This window comes from Streptomyces sp. NPDC001270, assembly GCF_042896695.1.
GTDB lineage: Bacteria > Actinomycetota > Actinomycetes > Streptomycetales > Streptomycetaceae > Streptomyces.
Window position 1 is genome coordinate 14,028 of record NZ_JBIAXM010000030.1, and the last position, 15,772, is coordinate 29,799.

At 72.9% G+C, this 15,772-nt stretch carries 15 protein-coding genes; 11 read left to right on the top strand and 4 right to left on the bottom strand.

All coding sequences use genetic code 11. The features are described from left to right. Positions 1-496: 496 nt before the first annotated feature. The 8 genes from ACFY2B_RS35565 (at position 497) to ACFY2B_RS35600 (ending at position 8,832) form a co-directional block, all read left to right on the top strand. Positions 497-1,912: a cytochrome ubiquinol oxidase subunit I gene (locus ACFY2B_RS35565; protein ID WP_390767175.1), complete on the top strand. Its 1,416-nt coding sequence runs from the start codon at positions 497-499 to the stop codon at positions 1,910-1,912. Then, a complete protein-coding gene (locus tag ACFY2B_RS35570; RefSeq protein WP_390767176.1) occupies positions 1,909-2,898 on the top strand; it encodes a cytochrome d ubiquinol oxidase subunit II in 990 nt (329 codons plus the stop codon). The genes ACFY2B_RS35565 and ACFY2B_RS35570 overlap by 4 nt, the downstream gene beginning before the upstream one ends. A 20-nt stretch (positions 2,899-2,918) precedes the next feature. Next, the gene (locus ACFY2B_RS35575; protein WP_390767177.1) at positions 2,919-4,346 is read left to right on the top strand and encodes a S8 family serine peptidase; all 1,428 of its coding nucleotides are present in this window, start codon (positions 2,919-2,921) and stop codon (positions 4,344-4,346) included. A 253-nt stretch (positions 4,347-4,599) separates the two neighbouring features. Next, entirely contained in the window at positions 4,600-5,460 is an 861-nt protein-coding gene (locus tag ACFY2B_RS35580) for a formate/nitrite transporter family protein (protein WP_390767178.1), read from the top strand. Between the two features lie 181 nt (positions 5,461-5,641). Next, positions 5,642-6,379, top strand: coding sequence for a nuclear transport factor 2 family protein (locus tag ACFY2B_RS35585; RefSeq protein ID WP_390767179.1), 738 nt, complete (start codon positions 5,642-5,644; stop codon positions 6,377-6,379). Next, positions 6,376-6,717: a YciI family protein gene (locus tag ACFY2B_RS35590; protein WP_390767180.1), complete on the top strand. Its 342-nt coding sequence runs from the start codon at positions 6,376-6,378 to the stop codon at positions 6,715-6,717. The genes ACFY2B_RS35585 and ACFY2B_RS35590 overlap by 4 nt, the downstream gene beginning before the upstream one ends. Beyond that, positions 6,714-7,967, top strand: coding sequence for an RNA polymerase sigma factor (locus ACFY2B_RS35595; protein WP_390767181.1), 1,254 nt, complete (start codon positions 6,714-6,716; stop codon positions 7,965-7,967). Before ACFY2B_RS35590 ends, ACFY2B_RS35595 begins: the two co-directional genes overlap by 4 nt. A 139-nt stretch (positions 7,968-8,106) precedes the next feature. Continuing rightward, the gene (locus tag ACFY2B_RS35600; RefSeq protein WP_390767182.1) at positions 8,107-8,832 is read left to right on the top strand and encodes a class I SAM-dependent methyltransferase; all 726 of its coding nucleotides are present in this window, start codon (positions 8,107-8,109) and stop codon (positions 8,830-8,832) included. 8 nt (positions 8,833-8,840) lie between these two features. On the opposite strand, the gene ACFY2B_RS35605 is transcribed toward ACFY2B_RS35600, so the two are convergent. The 3 genes from ACFY2B_RS35605 to ACFY2B_RS35615 all read right to left on the bottom strand — a co-directional run bounded on the left by ACFY2B_RS35605 (position 8,841) and on the right by ACFY2B_RS35615 (position 11,793). After that, positions 8,841-9,695: a GntR family transcriptional regulator gene (locus ACFY2B_RS35605; protein ID WP_390767183.1), complete on the bottom strand. Its 855-nt coding sequence runs from the start codon at positions 9,693-9,695 to the stop codon at positions 8,841-8,843. 203 nt (positions 9,696-9,898) lie between these two features. Next, on the bottom strand, positions 9,899-10,867 hold the full coding sequence (locus ACFY2B_RS35610; protein WP_390767184.1) for an acetylxylan esterase: 969 nt from the start codon (positions 10,865-10,867) through the stop codon (positions 9,899-9,901). Between the two features lie 344 nt (positions 10,868-11,211). Continuing rightward, the gene (locus tag ACFY2B_RS35615) at positions 11,212-11,793 is read right to left on the bottom strand and encodes a hypothetical protein (protein ID WP_390767185.1); all 582 of its coding nucleotides are present in this window, start codon (positions 11,791-11,793) and stop codon (positions 11,212-11,214) included. A 461-nt stretch (positions 11,794-12,254) separates the two neighbouring features. Here ACFY2B_RS35615 and ACFY2B_RS35620 point away from each other — a divergent pair, with 461 nt between their 5' ends. Both ACFY2B_RS35620 and ACFY2B_RS35625 read left to right on the top strand, forming a co-directional pair. Beyond that, positions 12,255-13,178, top strand: coding sequence for an NADP-dependent oxidoreductase (locus tag ACFY2B_RS35620; protein WP_390767186.1), 924 nt, complete (start codon positions 12,255-12,257; stop codon positions 13,176-13,178). Continuing rightward, complete coding sequence (locus ACFY2B_RS35625; protein ID WP_390767187.1) at positions 13,175-13,924, top strand: GNAT family N-acetyltransferase; 750 nt, start codon at positions 13,175-13,177, stop codon at positions 13,922-13,924. The genes ACFY2B_RS35620 and ACFY2B_RS35625 overlap by 4 nt, the downstream gene beginning before the upstream one ends. A gap of 10 nt (positions 13,925-13,934) precedes the next feature. Here the strand turns inward: ACFY2B_RS35625 and ACFY2B_RS35630 are convergent, their stop codons facing one another. Continuing rightward, positions 13,935-14,336: a MarR family winged helix-turn-helix transcriptional regulator gene (locus tag ACFY2B_RS35630; RefSeq protein ID WP_390767248.1), complete on the bottom strand. Its 402-nt coding sequence runs from the start codon at positions 14,334-14,336 to the stop codon at positions 13,935-13,937. A gap of 505 nt (positions 14,337-14,841) precedes the next feature. On the opposite strand from ACFY2B_RS35630, the gene ACFY2B_RS35635 reads away from it, so the two are divergent. Next, positions 14,842-15,618 (top strand): putative protein N(5)-glutamine methyltransferase, encoded by a 777-nt coding sequence (locus ACFY2B_RS35635; protein WP_390767188.1) that lies wholly within the window; start codon positions 14,842-14,844, stop codon positions 15,616-15,618. Positions 15,619-15,772: the final 154 nt, after the last annotated feature.

Here is a 15,772-nt window from a genome sequence, read left to right on the forward strand (position 1 = left end):
TCCGCAGGATCAGCCCCCGCTCACACCTTGATCAGACCCCGCTCCGACCCTGCTCGGATCGTGACCAGGCCACGATCACACCTCGATCGGACCCCGCTGTTTCCGCTACTTGGCACTCAGGAGATGGCACCAAGGGGGGAAACAACGGCGCCGTCGCCCGTCGTGGCAAAGGTGGTTCCCCTCCGCTGACTACCATGCGCGGGATCTGTCTTCACGCAATTTCGGATTGTCTAGGGGTAAGGGCCGTGAAGGAATTGAACGACATGGGCGCGACGATTCCACGACATGCCGCGAACGAATGCCGCGCACTGGACCGCGGCGGTTGCGTGCCCGGGTGAGCCGTCGCCGGTCCGATCGCCGCGGGCGCCCGCGGCGCGCCCGCGACGAACAGCCCCGATGAAGCTTCTCAGCGTCCCTCGGACCTGATCCCCCACGGCGGCGAGCCCGAGACCATTCCGCGGCCGGCCCGCCGCTGCCCGAGCCGGAAAGAGAATTCATGCTGTTGTCTGCCCTGCTGGGAGCCGCCGATCCACCGCAGCTCCTTCCCGCGCGTGAGCAGATGGCGTTCACCCTCGGCTTCCACATCATTCTGGTGCCCTTCGGGGTCGCATTCACCTTCATGATGCTGATCTGCCACTACCGGGCGCTGCGCCATGACGATCACCAGGCGCTGCTCCTGGCACAGCGGTGGTCCAAGGTGGCCGCTGTCCTGTTCGCGGTCGGGGCGGTGTCCGGCACCGTGCTGACCTTCGAACTGGGGCTGCTCTGGCCCGGACTGATGGGCACGTACGGGGCGGCGTTCGGATTTCCGTTCGCCTATGAAGGGCTGTTCTTCTTCCTCGAAGCCATTTTCATGGCCATTTACATCTACGGCTGGAAGAGGCTTCCCGCGTGGCCGCACTTCTTCACCGGCGTCGTGGTCACCCTGGCGAGCGTCGGCGGAACGGCCTCCGTCATCGCGGCGAACAGCTGGATGAACCAGCCCGCGGGCATTGTCGTGAAGGACGGACGGGTCACGGACGTGTTCCCGGGCAAGGTGTTCTTCAACGGCGCCTTCTGGTGGGAAATGGTGCACATGCTCCTCGCGTCGTACATCGTCGCGGGGTTCATGGTCGCCGGAGTCTATGCGTGGGGCCTGCTGAAAGGACGCCGGGACCGCTACCACCGGTTGGGATTCCTCGTGCCGTTCACGGTCGGGGCGATCGCCATGCCCTTGCAGTTCCTGGTCGGTGACACGATCGCCCGGCAGGTCTTCGACCGGGAACCGGCCAAGTTCGCGGCCATCGAGATGGTCCCCAGGACCGGTGACCACGTACCCGAGGTCCTGGGCGGCGTCTTCATCGACGGCAAGGTCCGTTACGGCATTCCCCTGCCCGACGTCGCGTCGATCCTCGCGGGTTTCAGCCCGTCCACCACGATCAAGGGTTTCGACGCCATCCCCCCTGCGGTACGTCCCGACGACGCGGTGGTCAGCGTCGTACACCTCGCCTTCGACGTGATGGTCGGGACCGCCTCCCTGCTCCTCCTGCTGGCCCTGTGGTTCGGCTGGCTGTGGTGGCGGCGGCGCGAGGTGCCGACGAACCGCTGGTTCCTGCGCGGTGCCGCGGTCTCCGGCGTGGTCGCGCTGCTGTCCCTGTGGAGCGGCTGGGTGGTGACCGAGGTGGGCCGGCAGCCGTGGACCGTGGTGGGGCTCCTGCTGACGAGGGACGCGGTCGCCACGCAGGGCAATCTGTGGCCGCTGTTCGCCACGGTCCTCGCCATCTATATCTGCGTCGGCACCGGCGCCCTGCTGGTCCTGCGCGCCATGCACCGTCGCTGGCTGCGCGAGGGCACCGACGCCGTCGTGGTCCCGTACGGTCCCCAGCCGGCGCCGGCGACGAACGGGCGCACACCCGGAGCTGATGACGTATGAGCACACTGATCGCCGCGGTCCTGTTCGTCGGCGTCATCGCCTACGCCCTGTTCGGCGGGGCCGACTACGGAGCCGGCTTCTGGGACCTGACCGCCGGCGGCCGCGAGCGGGGACGTCCCGTCCGGGAACTGATCAACCGCTCCATCAGCCCGGTGTGGGAGGCCAACCACACATGGCTGATCTTCTGCCTCGTGACGATCTGGACGGCCTTCCCACAGGCGTTCACCGCCATCACCACCACCCTGTACATCCCCCTGGGCCTGGCCGCGCTGGGCATCGTGGCGCGCGGGGCGAGCTTCGCCTTCCGGCACGCGCTGTCCCACAGCCGGGGCGAACTGGCCACCGGTGTCGCCTTCGCCTGCTCCTCGGTGGTCACCCCCTTCTTCTTCGGCACCATCGCGGGCGGGATCGCCTCCGGCCGGGTCCCCTCGGCGGGCCGCGGCGACCCGATGTCCAGTTGGCTCAATCCGACCGCCGTGCTCGGCGGCGTGCTCGCGGTCACTGTCTGCGCCTACCTCGCCGCCGTGTTCCTCACCGGACAGGCCCAGCGCCGGGGGAGCACCTCGCTGGAAAGGGGGTTCCGCCTCCGGGCCGTCGGCGCGGGCGTCGTCACGGGACTGGTGGCCCTCGCGGGCGTGTTCATCCTGGACCTGGACGCCCCGCGGCTGTTCCACCAGTTGAGCACGGTGGGCGCGGCACTCCTGGCCGTCTCCGGCCTGTGCGGTCTCGCCGCGCTGCTGCTGTTGCGCAAGGGCCGACCGCCCGTCGTGCGCACCCTCGCGGCCCTCGCGATCGCCGCCGTCGTGGCGGGGTGGGGAGTCGCCCAGTACCCCTACCTCCTGGGCACGCACCTGACCATCCATGAAGCGGCGGCCCCGGCGGCCTCCTTGTGGATGCTGTTCGCGGTCTCCTGCGTGGCGGCGATCCTGATCGCGCCCTCCCTCTACCTGCTGTACAGCCTGCAACTGCGCCGCAAACTCGGCTGACGACGGAGCACGATCCCACGATGACGACCACTCACCCGGTTCTCAGGTCCGCCGCCTGTGCCGCCCTGCTCGCGCTGGCCGCCGTCGGCTGCTCGGGCGGCGGTGACGGCGCGGGCCGCGCCGAGACACCTCGGCGGACGGCCACGGTGCGGGCCTCGCCGTCCGCCACCGCGCACCCCTTCCGGCAGGTGCCGAGCAGCGCGGAGTGCCGCAGGGTGCTCGGCTCTGCCTGCTACACACCGGACCTGGTCCGCACGGCCTACGGCATCGACCGGCTCAACTCCTCCGGGCTGACCGGCGAGGGCCGCACGGTCGTGGTCTACGAGCAGGTGGTTCCGGACACGCTGAGGCGGGACTTGGAGACCTTCAGCCAGGCGATGAAGCTGCCGGAGCCGGAGCTGACCGTCGACCGCTACGATCCGGCCGGGCGCATCGCCCCGTTCGACCCGAAGAACTCCCAGATGGCGGTCACCGCCATGGAGACCACCCTGGACGTGCAGATGGTCCACATGGTCGCCCCGGACGCGAAGATCGTCGTCACACAGATCGGACTGCCCGCCGCCGTCTACCGTCCCGGACCCTCCCCGTCCGGCACCCCCGAGCCCACCCCGGACGAGGAGGCGGCCCGGCAGGCCGCCGACGGCGCGGCGGTGGGCGCCGGGCTCATCCTCGACGGCATCGCCGACAGTCTGAACAGGCATCACCCGGACGCGATCTCCATCAGCTTCGGCGTCGAGGAGTACACGGCGGCCGGGAACAGCGGCCGGCCCGCCCAGAACCTGGCGCGGTTCAGCGGTCTGCTCGCCCAGATCGTGGCCGGTGGGGTGTCCCTGGTGGCCAGCGCGGGCGACTCCGGTGCCGCCCCGCCCATCGGGCCGCACGGCGAGCGGGTCAAGTCGGTGTCCTGGCCCGCGTCCGACCCCAGCGTCCTCTCCCTGGGCGCCTCCCGGCTCCACCTCGACGACCAGGGACGGCGGACCGGCCCCGACACCGTCTGGCACGACCAGTACGGCGCGACCGGCGGCGGCCCCTCCCAGACCTTCACCCGCCCCGCCTACCAGGACGGTGTCGAGGACCGTGTCGGCGGCAGGCGCGGCACACCGGACATCTGCATGGACGGTTCGGCCTCCGGCGGCACCCTGATCTACCAGGGTTTCCTGCCGGCGGGCCCGGGGTGGGTGCCGGTCGGTGGCACCAGCGAGGCGGCTCCCATGTTCGCCGCGGTGATCGCGCTGGCCGACCAGAAGGCGGGCCGGCGGCTCGGCGCCGTCCACGGCCCGATGTACGGGTTGCAGAACGACCCCTCCGGAGGCGTCATCGACATCACCGTCGGCAACAACGGCCCGGACGGGTACCAGGCCGTGAAGGGCTACGACATGGCCTCCGGACTCGGCACCATCGACGCCTCGGCTTTCGTGCCGAAACTCGCCACCACCGCCACCGGATGAAGCCCGCCGAATGGGCTGTGACAATTCTCACGGTCGGCGATAAATGCGCTCTCACGTCGGTGAATCGGATTTCTGCCATTTTGTCATAGCTTTTAACTCCATTGACGCAATTAGGCTACGACTGGGATAAACATCGAAGGTCTGCACTGATGCATGCGTAGACCACGCATGTCGTCAGGTCCCTCGGCGAGAGCGGTGGCACCGCGAGGGAACCACGGAAAGACCAGCAAGTCGAGCACAACGAGGTGAAAGCATGCCCATCCCCGTAACCGAGGCTCTGATGGAGCAGGGGCAGGTGGCTGCCGACAAGGTTGACAGTCTTCGCAAGCCCGGTCATTACCTGGTGAGTTCAGCACTGGGCGGCGCTTTCATCGGGGTGGGAGCAGTCCTTCTGCTCAGTGTCGGCGGACCACTGCTCGTCGCGTCGTCGCCGCTCACCAAACTCGTCGAGGGCCTGGTGTTCGCCGTGGCCCTGACCCTGGTGGTCTTCGCCGGTGCCGAACTGACGACCAGCAACATGATGACCGGGGTCCAGGGAGCGATCACCCGGCGCTGCACGGTCGGCAACGCGATAGCCCTGATCGTCGGCTCGTTCGTCGGCAACCTCATCGGCTCGGTCCTGTTCGCCTGGCTCGTGTACGGCAGCGGCGTCATCGAAGCCGGTGCGACCCCCGGCCACCCTGCCCCGGCCCTCGCGCTGCTGACCAGCCTGATCAAGACGAAGACGGCGGAGTCCGGCGCGGCCCTCTTCTTCCGCGGTGTGCTCTGCAACTTCCTCGTCTGCCTCGCCGTGTGGATGGCCGCCCGGACCAAGTCCGACGGCGCCAAGCTGATGCTGATCTTCTGGGCCATTCTGGCGTTCGTGGCGTCCGGCTTCGAGCACGTCGTGGCCAACATGACCTATTTCGCGCTCGGCATGTTCGAGCACGTGCCGGGTGCGACCGCGAGCGCCTTCGCCCAGGACCTCGGCCTGGTCGGGCTGGGCAACCTCGTCGGCGGCTGTCTGCTGGTCGGCGCCGTCTACGGCTTCATGGGCCGGCGCCCGTCGAAGGACACCGCCCCGGACCCCGCCGACCCCGCCGTCATCCCGGAACAGTCGGCCGTCTCCGCCTGAGCCGCGGATTCCGGCCCGCCCAGCGGGAGTCAGCCCGGCTGACTCCCGCTTCTTCATGTCCGCGGCCACCCGCCCAGCTCCCCGAAGAGTCCCGGTGGAAAACTTCCCGCCCGGTGTGTCGATTCCGCCCGGCCCCGTTCGTCGGTGGGGTGTAGGAAGACCCTGAGGACCGGGAGGAACCATGAAATACATGCTGCTGGTCTGCGGCGACGACACCGCGGACGCCTCCGGCATGAAACCCGTCGAGCCCTGGGTGGAGGAGCACGGCGTCCGCAGCGGCGCCCGGCTGTACGGCCACCGGCTGCGGCTTCCCGGCGACGCGGTCACCGTCCGTGTGCGTGACGGCGAGGTGCTGTGCACCGACGGGCCCTTCGCCGAGACCAAGGAGTACGTCGCCGGGTTCGACGTCGTGGACTGCGCGAGCCTCGACGAGGCCGTGCGGATCGCCGCCGGGCACCCCGTGGCGACGATCGGGGCCATGGAGGTGCGCCCGTTCTGGGACGAGGGCGGCGCGGACGCCGAGACGAGCGTCCGACGGCTCGACGCCGAGCTGACCGCGGCCGCCCGCGAACGTGACCTCGACCGGATGATGGCCTGCTACGACCCGGACGTGCAGGTGTTCCACCTGGCGGGCGGCGAGTCGACGGGCACCGACGCCCTTCGCGCGTCGCTCGGGGACCGGCTCGCGCGGCTGACCGGGCCCGTCCACCGCGAGGTCCTCGACCTGCGGGTGCGCCCCGGCGAGGGCAGCGCCTTCAGCCACGCCCTGGTGCGGCTGCGCGCCACCGGCACCGACAACGGGCCCCTGGACCGCCTGGTGCGCGTGACCACCGGCTACCGCGACACCGGCTTCTGCTGGCTGATCACCCACGAACACCTCTCGGCGCCGGAGGCGGGCGCCACGAAGGAGCGGTCATGAAGTACGTGTTCTTCATCTGCACCCCGGTCGGCGGCGAGGACCTCAGCCCCGCCGAGATCGCCGGCGACCCCCGCTTCACCTCGTACATCGAAGAGGTGCGCGAACGGGGCGTCGTCAAGGGCGGGGCCCGCCTGCGGCCCGTCACCGACGCCACGACCGTGCGGGTGCGCGGCGCCGAGGTGCTGCTCAGCGACGGCCCCTTCGCGGAGTCGAAGGAGTACGTCGCGGGCATCGACATCGTCGAGGTCGCCGACCTCGACGAGGCCATCTCGCTCGCCTCGCGGCACCCCGCCGCGCTGGGCGGTGGCACGGTCGAGGTGCGGCCGGTCTGGGAGTGAACGCCACGCACGACGTCGAGAAGGCGGTCGCCGCCGCCTTCCGCGAGGAATGGGGCCAGGTCGTCGCCACCCTGATCCGGGCGACCGGCGACTGGGACCTCGCCGAGGAATGCGCCCAGGACGCCTTCGCCCAGGCCCTTCAGCGCTGGCGGCGCGACGGAGTGCCGCGCCGCCCCGGTGCCTGGCTCACCACGACCGCCCGCAACCGGGCCGTGGACGTGCTGCGCCGGCAGGAGGTGGGCGCCGGGAAACTGCGGGAGGCGGCCTTGCTGACGCGCGACGAGGGGACCTGCGACGACGACGGCGACGACAGCGGGGTGCGGGACGACCGGCTGCGGCTGATCTTCACCTGCTGCCATCCGGCCCTGCCCGTCGAGGCCCGGGTCGCGCTGACCCTGCGCACCCTCGCGGGCCTGACCACCCCGGAGATCGCCCGCGCCTTCCTGGTGCCCGAGGCGGCCATGGCACAGCGCCTGGTCCGGGCGAAGCGGAAGATCCGCAACGCGGGGATCCCGTACCGGGTGCCGCCCGTGCATCTGCTGCCGGAGCGCACCACGGGCGTGCTCGGCGTGCTCTACCTCCTGTTCAACGAGGGCTACACGGCCACCTCCGGCAGCGGTCTGGTACGGGTGGACCTGTGCGCGGAGGCCCTTCGTCTCGCCCGGGTCCTGGCCCGCCTCATGCCCGACGAACCGGAGGTGGCGGGCCTGCTCGCCCTCCTGCTGCTGCACGACGCCCGCCGCGCCACCCGCGTCGACGCGCACGGCGACCTGGTGACCCTGGAGGACCAGGACCGTTCCGCGTGGGACCGCGCGGAGATCGACGAGGGCACGGCCCTGCTGGAGCGGGCCCTGCGCCGCGGACGCCCGGGTCCCTACCAGATCCAGGCGGCCATCGCGGCCTGTCACACTGGCGCGGCCACGGCCGAGGACACTGACTGGGCCGAGATCGCCGCCCTCTACGGCGAACTCCGGCGCCGGGTGCCCTCGGCGGTGGTAGGGCTGAACCGGGCGGTCGCGGTGGGCATGGCCGAGGGCCCCGAGGCGGGCCTGGCCCTGGTGGGGGAACTGGCGGACGAGGGCGGACTGGCGGGATACCACCTGCTGCCCGCCACCCGTGCCGACCTGCTGCGCCGCCTGGGCCGCACCACCGAGGCCGCCGCGGCGTACGAGCGGGCACTGGAACTGGTCGAGAACGACGCGGAGCGGAGGTTCCTCAAGCGGCGGCTCGCGGAGTGCAGATCCGGCTGAGGGCCGATCGTCGGCAGGACGACAGAGATCCGGCGTACGCCGCAGCGGCGCCGACGACCGACGCACCGGACCGCCGGCTCGCGCGGCCGTCGTACCCGAGCGGCCGACCGCCGCCGCCGCGTGCGCCTAGGCTGATCGGATGTTCAGCCCCGAGGGACCCAGCCTGCGCGAACTCGTCGTCCAGGCACTGTCGTCCGTCGAGCACGGCTACGACCTGCTCGCGCCGAAGTTCGACCACACGCCCTTCCGCACCCCCGACGACATCCTGGAGTCCGTCGCCGCGGCGCTCGGCCGGCTCGGTCCGGTCGACGACGGGCTGGACCTGTGCTGCGGCACGGGCGCGGGGACGGAGGTGCTGGCGCGGGTGTGCCGGCGGAGCGTCACGGGCGTCGACTTCAGTGCCGGCATGCTCGCCGAGGCCGCCCGGCACGGCCGCGCCGAGGGACCGCGCGTCCACCTGGTGCGCGCCGACGCGCGCACCCTGCCGTTCGCGTCCGCCTTCGATCTCGTGGTGAGCTTCGGGGCCTTCGGGCACTTCCTGCCGCGCGAACTGCCGGGGCTCTTCCGCCAGGTCCGCGCCGTGCTGCGGCCCGGCGGCCGCTTCGCGTTCCCGGTACTCGCCCCGCCCCGGCCCTCGGGCCCCGGGTTCTGGATGCTGCTCGGCTTCGACGCGGTGATGCGGGTGCGCAACGCCGTGTGGCGCCCGCCGTTCGTCATGTACTACCGGGCCTTCCGGCTCGGCGCGGTGCTCGACGGATTGGAACGCGCCGGCTTCGGCGCGGAACTGCACGCCCTGCCCGAGTTCGGCCGGCGTGCCGACGGCAGCCCCCGCGCCCGCCTGGTCGTGGCGCGGCGGCTGCCCTGACCGGTGGCCTAACCGACTGCCGGGGCCGTGTTCCCCCGTAACCCGCCGCCCGGTGAGCCGACACCCCGCGCGCGGCCGTCGTCCCGCCCACGGTCGCCCGGCACGCCGTCGTCCGTGCCCACCGCGGGCAGGGTGAATTCGTAGACGAGGGTGTCCTGGTGGGCGTCCACCACGAGATCGGTGATCTCCAGCGGGCGGGCGTACTGGTCGTGCACGTGCCGTGTCACCCGCACCGAGGAAGTGTCCGCGACCTGGGTGATGGCGTCCCGGTGGTGCAGGGCCAGACCCGCCTTGCGCATCCAGTCGTAGGCGCGCCGCAGCTGCGCGGTCGCGGCGGCGCCGGCCCGGGCCCGGTAACGGCCCAGCTCCGCGACCTCGGCCAGGGCCACCGCGGAGAACGAGGTCACCGCGCTGCGCAGGGTGCGGCCGTCCGGCGCCGCGGACTCGTAGCGGTGCACCAGGGTCGGCCGGTGCGGGGCGATCCCCAGAGCGGCGGCGTGCTCCGGCGGGGGAGCCTCCCAGGTCACGGTGGCCCTCTCGACCATGTGCGGGTCGGCCGCCCGCACTCCCAGCGGGAAGGCGAGGAACGCGCCGGCCTGCACGGGACGGCCGTGCAGGCCGGCGTGGCTGCCCCGCCGGTCGGTGCTGACCAGCCCGTCCCGCCGCAGTACCTCCAGGGCCTGCCGGACGGTCTCCCGGCTGACTCCGAAGTGCTCGGCCAGCCGCCGTTCGCCCGGCAGCCGTTCGCCCGGCGGTACGGTCCCGTCGCGCAGCTCGCCGAGCAGCTCGGCCGCGACCCGCCAGTACAGGGGCGTGGCGGGGCCGTCGGTGCGGGGGTGGTCGTGCGGGGTGGTGCGGGCCATGCCGCGCCTCCTGTTGGTCACAAGACGTAGCCACTTGGGCTCATTGCGTGACAAGATCTAGCATTGGTCTAAACCAACAGGGAAGGCCGGTCCGCCGGAACGTCCGAAACCCAACCGCCCCCCTCACCGGCCGGCGCCGCACCCGGGATTCCGCCGGTCTCCCGGTGCGACCGGTCCCGCACACCGGAGGGTGGGACGGGCTCTCAGAGGCGCGAGCGCAGCCAGCGCACCTTCGCCTCGTCCTGGTAAGGCCCGCCGCCCTCGTGGTCGTTGAAGTCGTACACCTCGATCGCCTTGTCGTCGTGCGCCCAGGCGTTGTACGCGGCGAACACCGTGGACGGCGGACAGGTCTGGTCCTCCAGCGCCGTCGAGAACAGGGCGGGCGCCCGGCCGCGGGCCGCGAAGTGGACGCCGTCGAAGTACGACAGCGTGCGCAGCACGTCCTCGGTGTGTCCGCGGTGCGTCTTCAGGTAGAGGCCGATCTCCCGGTACGGGTGGCGGTCCGTGAGCTTCGTCGCCCGCGGGAAGTCGCACAGGAACGGCACGTCAGGGGCGATGGCCACCAGGTCGGGGACCAGTCCGCCGACGGCGAGCGTGATGCCGCCGCCCTGGCTGCCGCCCGTCGCCACGGTCCGGGTCGCGTCGGTCAGCGGGTGCGACCTGGCCGCCTCGACCGCGCGCACCGCGTCGGTGAACACCCGCCGGTAGTAGTAGTTCTCGGGTGCGTCCACACCCCGCGTCATGTACCCGGGGTACGCGGGCGCGGCGCCCACGTGGTCGGCGGTGCCGCCCCCGCCGCCGGAGGCGCTGCCCTGCCCGCGGGTGTCCATCACGAAGTGCGCGCGGCCCGTCGACGCCCACAGCAGATGCTCGTAGGGCAGCCCGCGTCCGCCGCCGTAACCGATGAACTGCACCACCAGCGGCAGCGGCTCCTCGGCGTCGGCGGGCAGGATCAGCCAGCCCCTGACCGGGTGTCCGCCGAATCCGGCGAACGTCACGTCGTGGACCCGGACCGTGGACAGGCCCGTGTCCACCGGTTCGAAGCGCGCGTCCAGGTCGTACTCCTGTGCTTCCTGGAGCGTCTTGGACCAGAAGGCGTCGAAGTCCTCGGGCTCCGTGGACGCGCTGCGGTAGTCGCGGAGTTCGTCGAGCGGAAGGTCGAACAAAGCCATCAGCAGTCGCCTTTGTGAAGAGTGCGTGCGGATGATCACACCGTACGTGGACGGTCGGAGCGTTCGCCAGAGGCGCAACCCTTTCCGCGGCGTCGAGACTGCGGAGTGGGCGACCCTGGTCAGGGAACAGGAAGCGCTTGCCCCGGTGGCTGTGTCAAGGGCTCGGCGGCAGACGGCGGGGACGGGACGACCGGGTCGACCGGGCCCGCATCCGGTCGGACACGCCGGGCATCCCCGTGCCGAACAGGCTCCGCGTCCACAGGATGTGGCGGCCCGCCACGCCGCTCACCGGGCCGTGCGGGTCGGGGGCGGTCCGGTCGGTCCGGCGGTCCGGTCGGTCCGGTTCAGGCCGCCCCGGAGGTCCAGTCCGGGCCGGTACGGGCCCACTCCTGCTCCCACTCCAGCAGTCGGCGGCGCATCGCGGTCCGGCGTGCCGCGCCGTGGCCGAGGACGACGAGCAGGCCCGCTCCGCCCGCCGCACACCCGCCGACGGTCACGGTGTGCTGCCACACGGCCGCGTCGCCGGGAGGCGCGCCCACACCGTGCCCCCGGGCATCGATCCAGACGTCCACCACGTCTCCGGCGCGGGTACCCGTCGGGACGCGCGCCTCGGCCGTGTGCTCGCCGGTGGCGGCCTCCGTCCAGCGCACCGTGGCCCGGCGGGGATCCTCCTGGCCGTCCGCCGCGGGAAGCGGCCGGGACGGGTTCCCGGTCACCTTCGCGCGCACGTGATGCCGCTCGGCCCGTTGCACGGCCGCGACGGTCGCGGCCTGGCGGTGGGCCCACAGGCCCGCCCACACCCCGGCCAGCGGCGCGCCCGCGAACAGCAGCACCGCGACACCGAGCGTCGACCACGCCGCCACGACGTCCGAGCGGCGCACCAGCGGATTGCCGCGGCGAAGCCGGCCGCGCACCAGGATCCGCATGTCAGACCTCCTGGCCGCCCGGGGCCGGAGGGCCGGACGGCGTCCTGCCGTGGCTCACCGCGCGCCGCGCACGCGGGGATGCGTCCGTACCGCCGTCGTACCCGGGTCGATGCGGCTCCGTCAGCTTGCGGGCGCCGGCGACGGACGCGACCGTCGCACGGGAGCCCGCGGCGGCGCTCCACACCCGCGGACGCGCCCCCCGTACCGGCTCCCCGGAACCCGACCCGGACGACCCGGGGGAGTCGGCCCGAGGACGCACGGCTGCCCGGTGACGACCCGGATGACGCTGCATCGTTCAACCGTACGTCGTGCTCCGCGGCTCCCTGGTGCGGCCCCGCGCCCCGAGGATTGCGGCCGTATGAACTCGGCGCCGGACCGGGAATAGCCGCCGGGTGCCCCGCCTTGCCGCTGGGTGTTGGCACTGGTGCGCCGGTGACAGTGCAAGGAGAGCGAGGAAGCAGATGCCCAAGGCATACGTGTTCACCCGGTACGGGGGTCCCGAGACGGAGGCACTGGCCGACGTCGGCCGGCCGGGGCCCGGCGCCGGTCAGGTCCTGGTCGCGGTCCGTGCCGCGGGGGTGAATCCCATCGACTGGAAGCTGCGGAACGGCCTGCGGCGCCCCGGCTCCGGTGAGCGCACGTTCCCGTCCGTCTTCGGCAGCGAGGTCTCCGGTGTCGTCGAAGAGGTCGGGGACGGCGTGACCGGAATCTCCGCCGGGGACGAGGTCTTCGGCAACACCGTCAGCGGCGGATACGCCGAGTACGCCCTGCTGTCCGTCGCGGGGACCGCCCACAAGCCCGCCGCGCTGTCCTTCGCCGACGCGGCGACCCTGCCGGTCGCGGCGGCCACCGCCTACGACGGCCTCCACCAACTCGACCTGCCCGCCGGCGCGACCCTGCTGGTCACCGGCGCGGGCGGCGGTGTCGGCGCGGCGGCCCTGCAGATCGCCCGGTCCCTCGGGCTGCGCGTGGTGGGCGTGGCGAGCGCGGGCAAGAAGGACTTCGTCGAGTCCCTCGGCGCCGTACACGTGCCCTCCGGGCCGGGCCTGGCCGACCGGGTCGGGGCCGCGGCACCCGACGGGATCGACGCCGTCTACGACCTGGTCGGCGGCGACGTGCTGACCGAGGCGGCCGCCCTGCCCGCCGACCCCGCCAAGGTGATCACCGCGGCCGCGCTGCCCGAGGCGCTCGCCCGGCTCGGCGCCTCCCGGGTGGCAAGGGCCCGCACCGCGGCCGTGCTCGACGCGGTGGCCCACCTCGCGGTGACCGGCGCGCTCGACCCCCAGGTCACCCGCACCTTCCCGCTGGAGCAGGCCGGAGCCGCGCTGCGGGCCGTCGAGGAGGGCCACACCCAGGGCAAGATCGTGATCGAGGTCGCCCGGTGAACGAATCCAGCCACGGGACCGGCGCGCCCGCCGGAACCGAGCACGTCCTCGACAATCCTGCCCTGACCTCGCTGACCGGCCCGCACGCCTTCTTCGCCGAGCGCCGCGGCCGGGTGCTGCGCTATCCCGTCGACGTGTCCCCGTGGATCGGGATGCCCGACGAGCCCGATGCCGACGACTGGGCGGACCTCGCGGCGCTCGCCGGGCCGGGCGCCGAGGTTCCGCTGCCCGGCTTCCGGGGAGAGGTGCCGCCGGGCTGGGAGGTCGTCTTCCGGATCGAGGGTGTGCAGTTCGTCGACGACGGCCTCGCCGCCGCGCCGGACCCGGAGGCGGTCCGCCTCGGCCCCGCCGACGTCCCGGAGATGCTCGATCTGGTCGGGCGCACCAGGCCGGGCCCGTTCCTGCCGCGCACCGTCGAACTCGGCACGTACCTGGGCATCCGGCGCGACGGAGCCCTGGTCGCCATGGCGGGGGAGCGGCTGCACCCGCCGGGCTGGACCGAGATCAGCGCGGTCTGCACCGACCCGGCCGTCCGCGGCCAGGGCCTGGCGACCCGGCTGATCCTCGCCGTGGCGCACGGCATCCGGACCCGGGGCGAGACGCCGTTCCTGCACACGAGCGAGGACAACACCAACGCCATCCGGCTCTACGAGTCGCTCGGCTTCCGGCTCCGGCGCAGGACGCAGTTCCTCGCGGTCCGGGCACCGCAGCGCCTCGCGGACGGGCGGACCGCCGTACCGGTCTGACCGGGACCGGTCAGTCGGTGGCGACGGGGCCGGGCCCGGCCCCGTTGTAGCGCCTCAGGAAGTCGGCGAACCGGGTCAGGTCCTCCTCGGGCCAGTCCGCGAGCCGCTCCTGGACGGCGGTACGGCGGCTCCGGGTGACCTGGGCGAGTATCTCCTGGCCGCTCGCGGTCAGGTGCAGCACCTGGACCCGATGGTCCTGCGGGTCCGGGCGCCGCTCGATGAGCCCGGCCCGCTGAAGGGCGGCCACCTGGCGGCTGACCGTGGACTTGTCCAGGGCGTAGTGGGCCGCCAGGTCCGTGGCCCGGCAGCCGCCGCTCTCCTCCAGGTGGCCGAGCAGGGTGAACGACACCAGGGACAGCTCAGGGTGCATACGGCCGGCCAGAGTCCGGGCCCGGCGGGCGAAGACCGTCATCTCGTACTGGATGGTCTCGATCGCCGCCTGCGCTGCCGTCACGGCCATGCCTCCTCCGAGCCTCCGGTCCTCCTTGGTTGCACGATACAACTCGGCTCGCCCGCGGTCCGGGCGCCGGCCCGCGGGCGAGCGGCCCTGCGGGGCGGGGGGCGGCCCGGGCCGGGCGGCGTCCGGGGGACCGGGGAACGGGACCCTCCAACGCAAGGGGAGAACGGGGCCGCGAGACCGCGGCGGCGCCTGGACGCGGCCAGGGCCGGGAGGGGGTCGGGGCTCCGGGACGGCCGGAGTCGTGCGGGAGACCGGAGCCGCCGTCGGTGTCCGGCCGTTGGGGTAGGGTGGCCGTCCGGCCGTGGAACGTCCCGGCCCGTGTGCCGTCGAGGAGGTGAGACCCATTACCGCTCTGCCAGGTCGGGTGCTCACCCCACACCGCGGCGTCCATCGCCGGTAGCCGGTGCCCGCGGGGAGCGCCCTTCGGCCCCAGGTCACCGAAAGGCTCTCGGCTTCCATGCCCCTGCTCACCCCTGCCACCGTCGTCGCCGCGCTGCGCGCCGCCGGCTGTGTCTTCGCCGAGGACGAGGCGGAACTGATCCTCGCCACCGCCCGCACACCGGACGAGGCCGCCGCGATGGTGGACCGGCGCGCCGCCGGACTGCCCCTCGAACAGGTCCTCGGCTGGGCCGAGTTCCACGGACTGCGGATCACCGTCGAACCCGGCGTCTTCGTGCCCCGCCGCCGTACCGAATTCCTGGTCGACCAGGCCCTCGCCCGCCGTCCGCGCGCCCGGGTCGTCGTGGACCTGTGCTGCGGTTCGGGCGCCGTCGGTGCCGCCCTGGCCGCGGCGCTGGGACGGGTCGAACTGCACGCCGCCGACGTGGACCCGGCCGCCGTGCGCTGCGCCCGCCGCAACATAGCCGGCCACGGCGGGCACGCCCACGTGGGCGACCTGTTCGAGGCGCTGCCCCCGGCACTCCGGGGCCGCGTCGACATCCTCGCGGCGAACGTGCCGTACGTCCCCAGCGGCGAGGTCGGTCTGCTTCCCGCTGAGGCCCGTGACCACGAGCCGCTGCTCGCCCTCGACGGCGGCGCCGACGGCCTGGACGTGCTGCGGCGCGTCGCCACCGCCGCACCGCACTGGCTCGCCCCGGGCGGCTGCCTGCTGGTGGAGACGAGCGAGCAGCAGGCGGGCCCGGCCGTCGACACCCTGGCCAGGGCCGGCCTGACCGCGGCCCTGGCGGTCTGCGACGAGCGGTACGCACAGGTGGTGATCGGGGTCAGGGAGTAGGCACCACGGCTGGGGAACCGGACGGCCGGAGGTGTCTTTCAGACGCCGCCGGCCGTACGCCGCTCCGGGCCGCGCCCCGTCCCGAGCCGTACGCCGTCCCGTTCCCTCGGAGCGGCGCCGAGGACAACCCGGTACTCGGCACGCGGTACTCGGC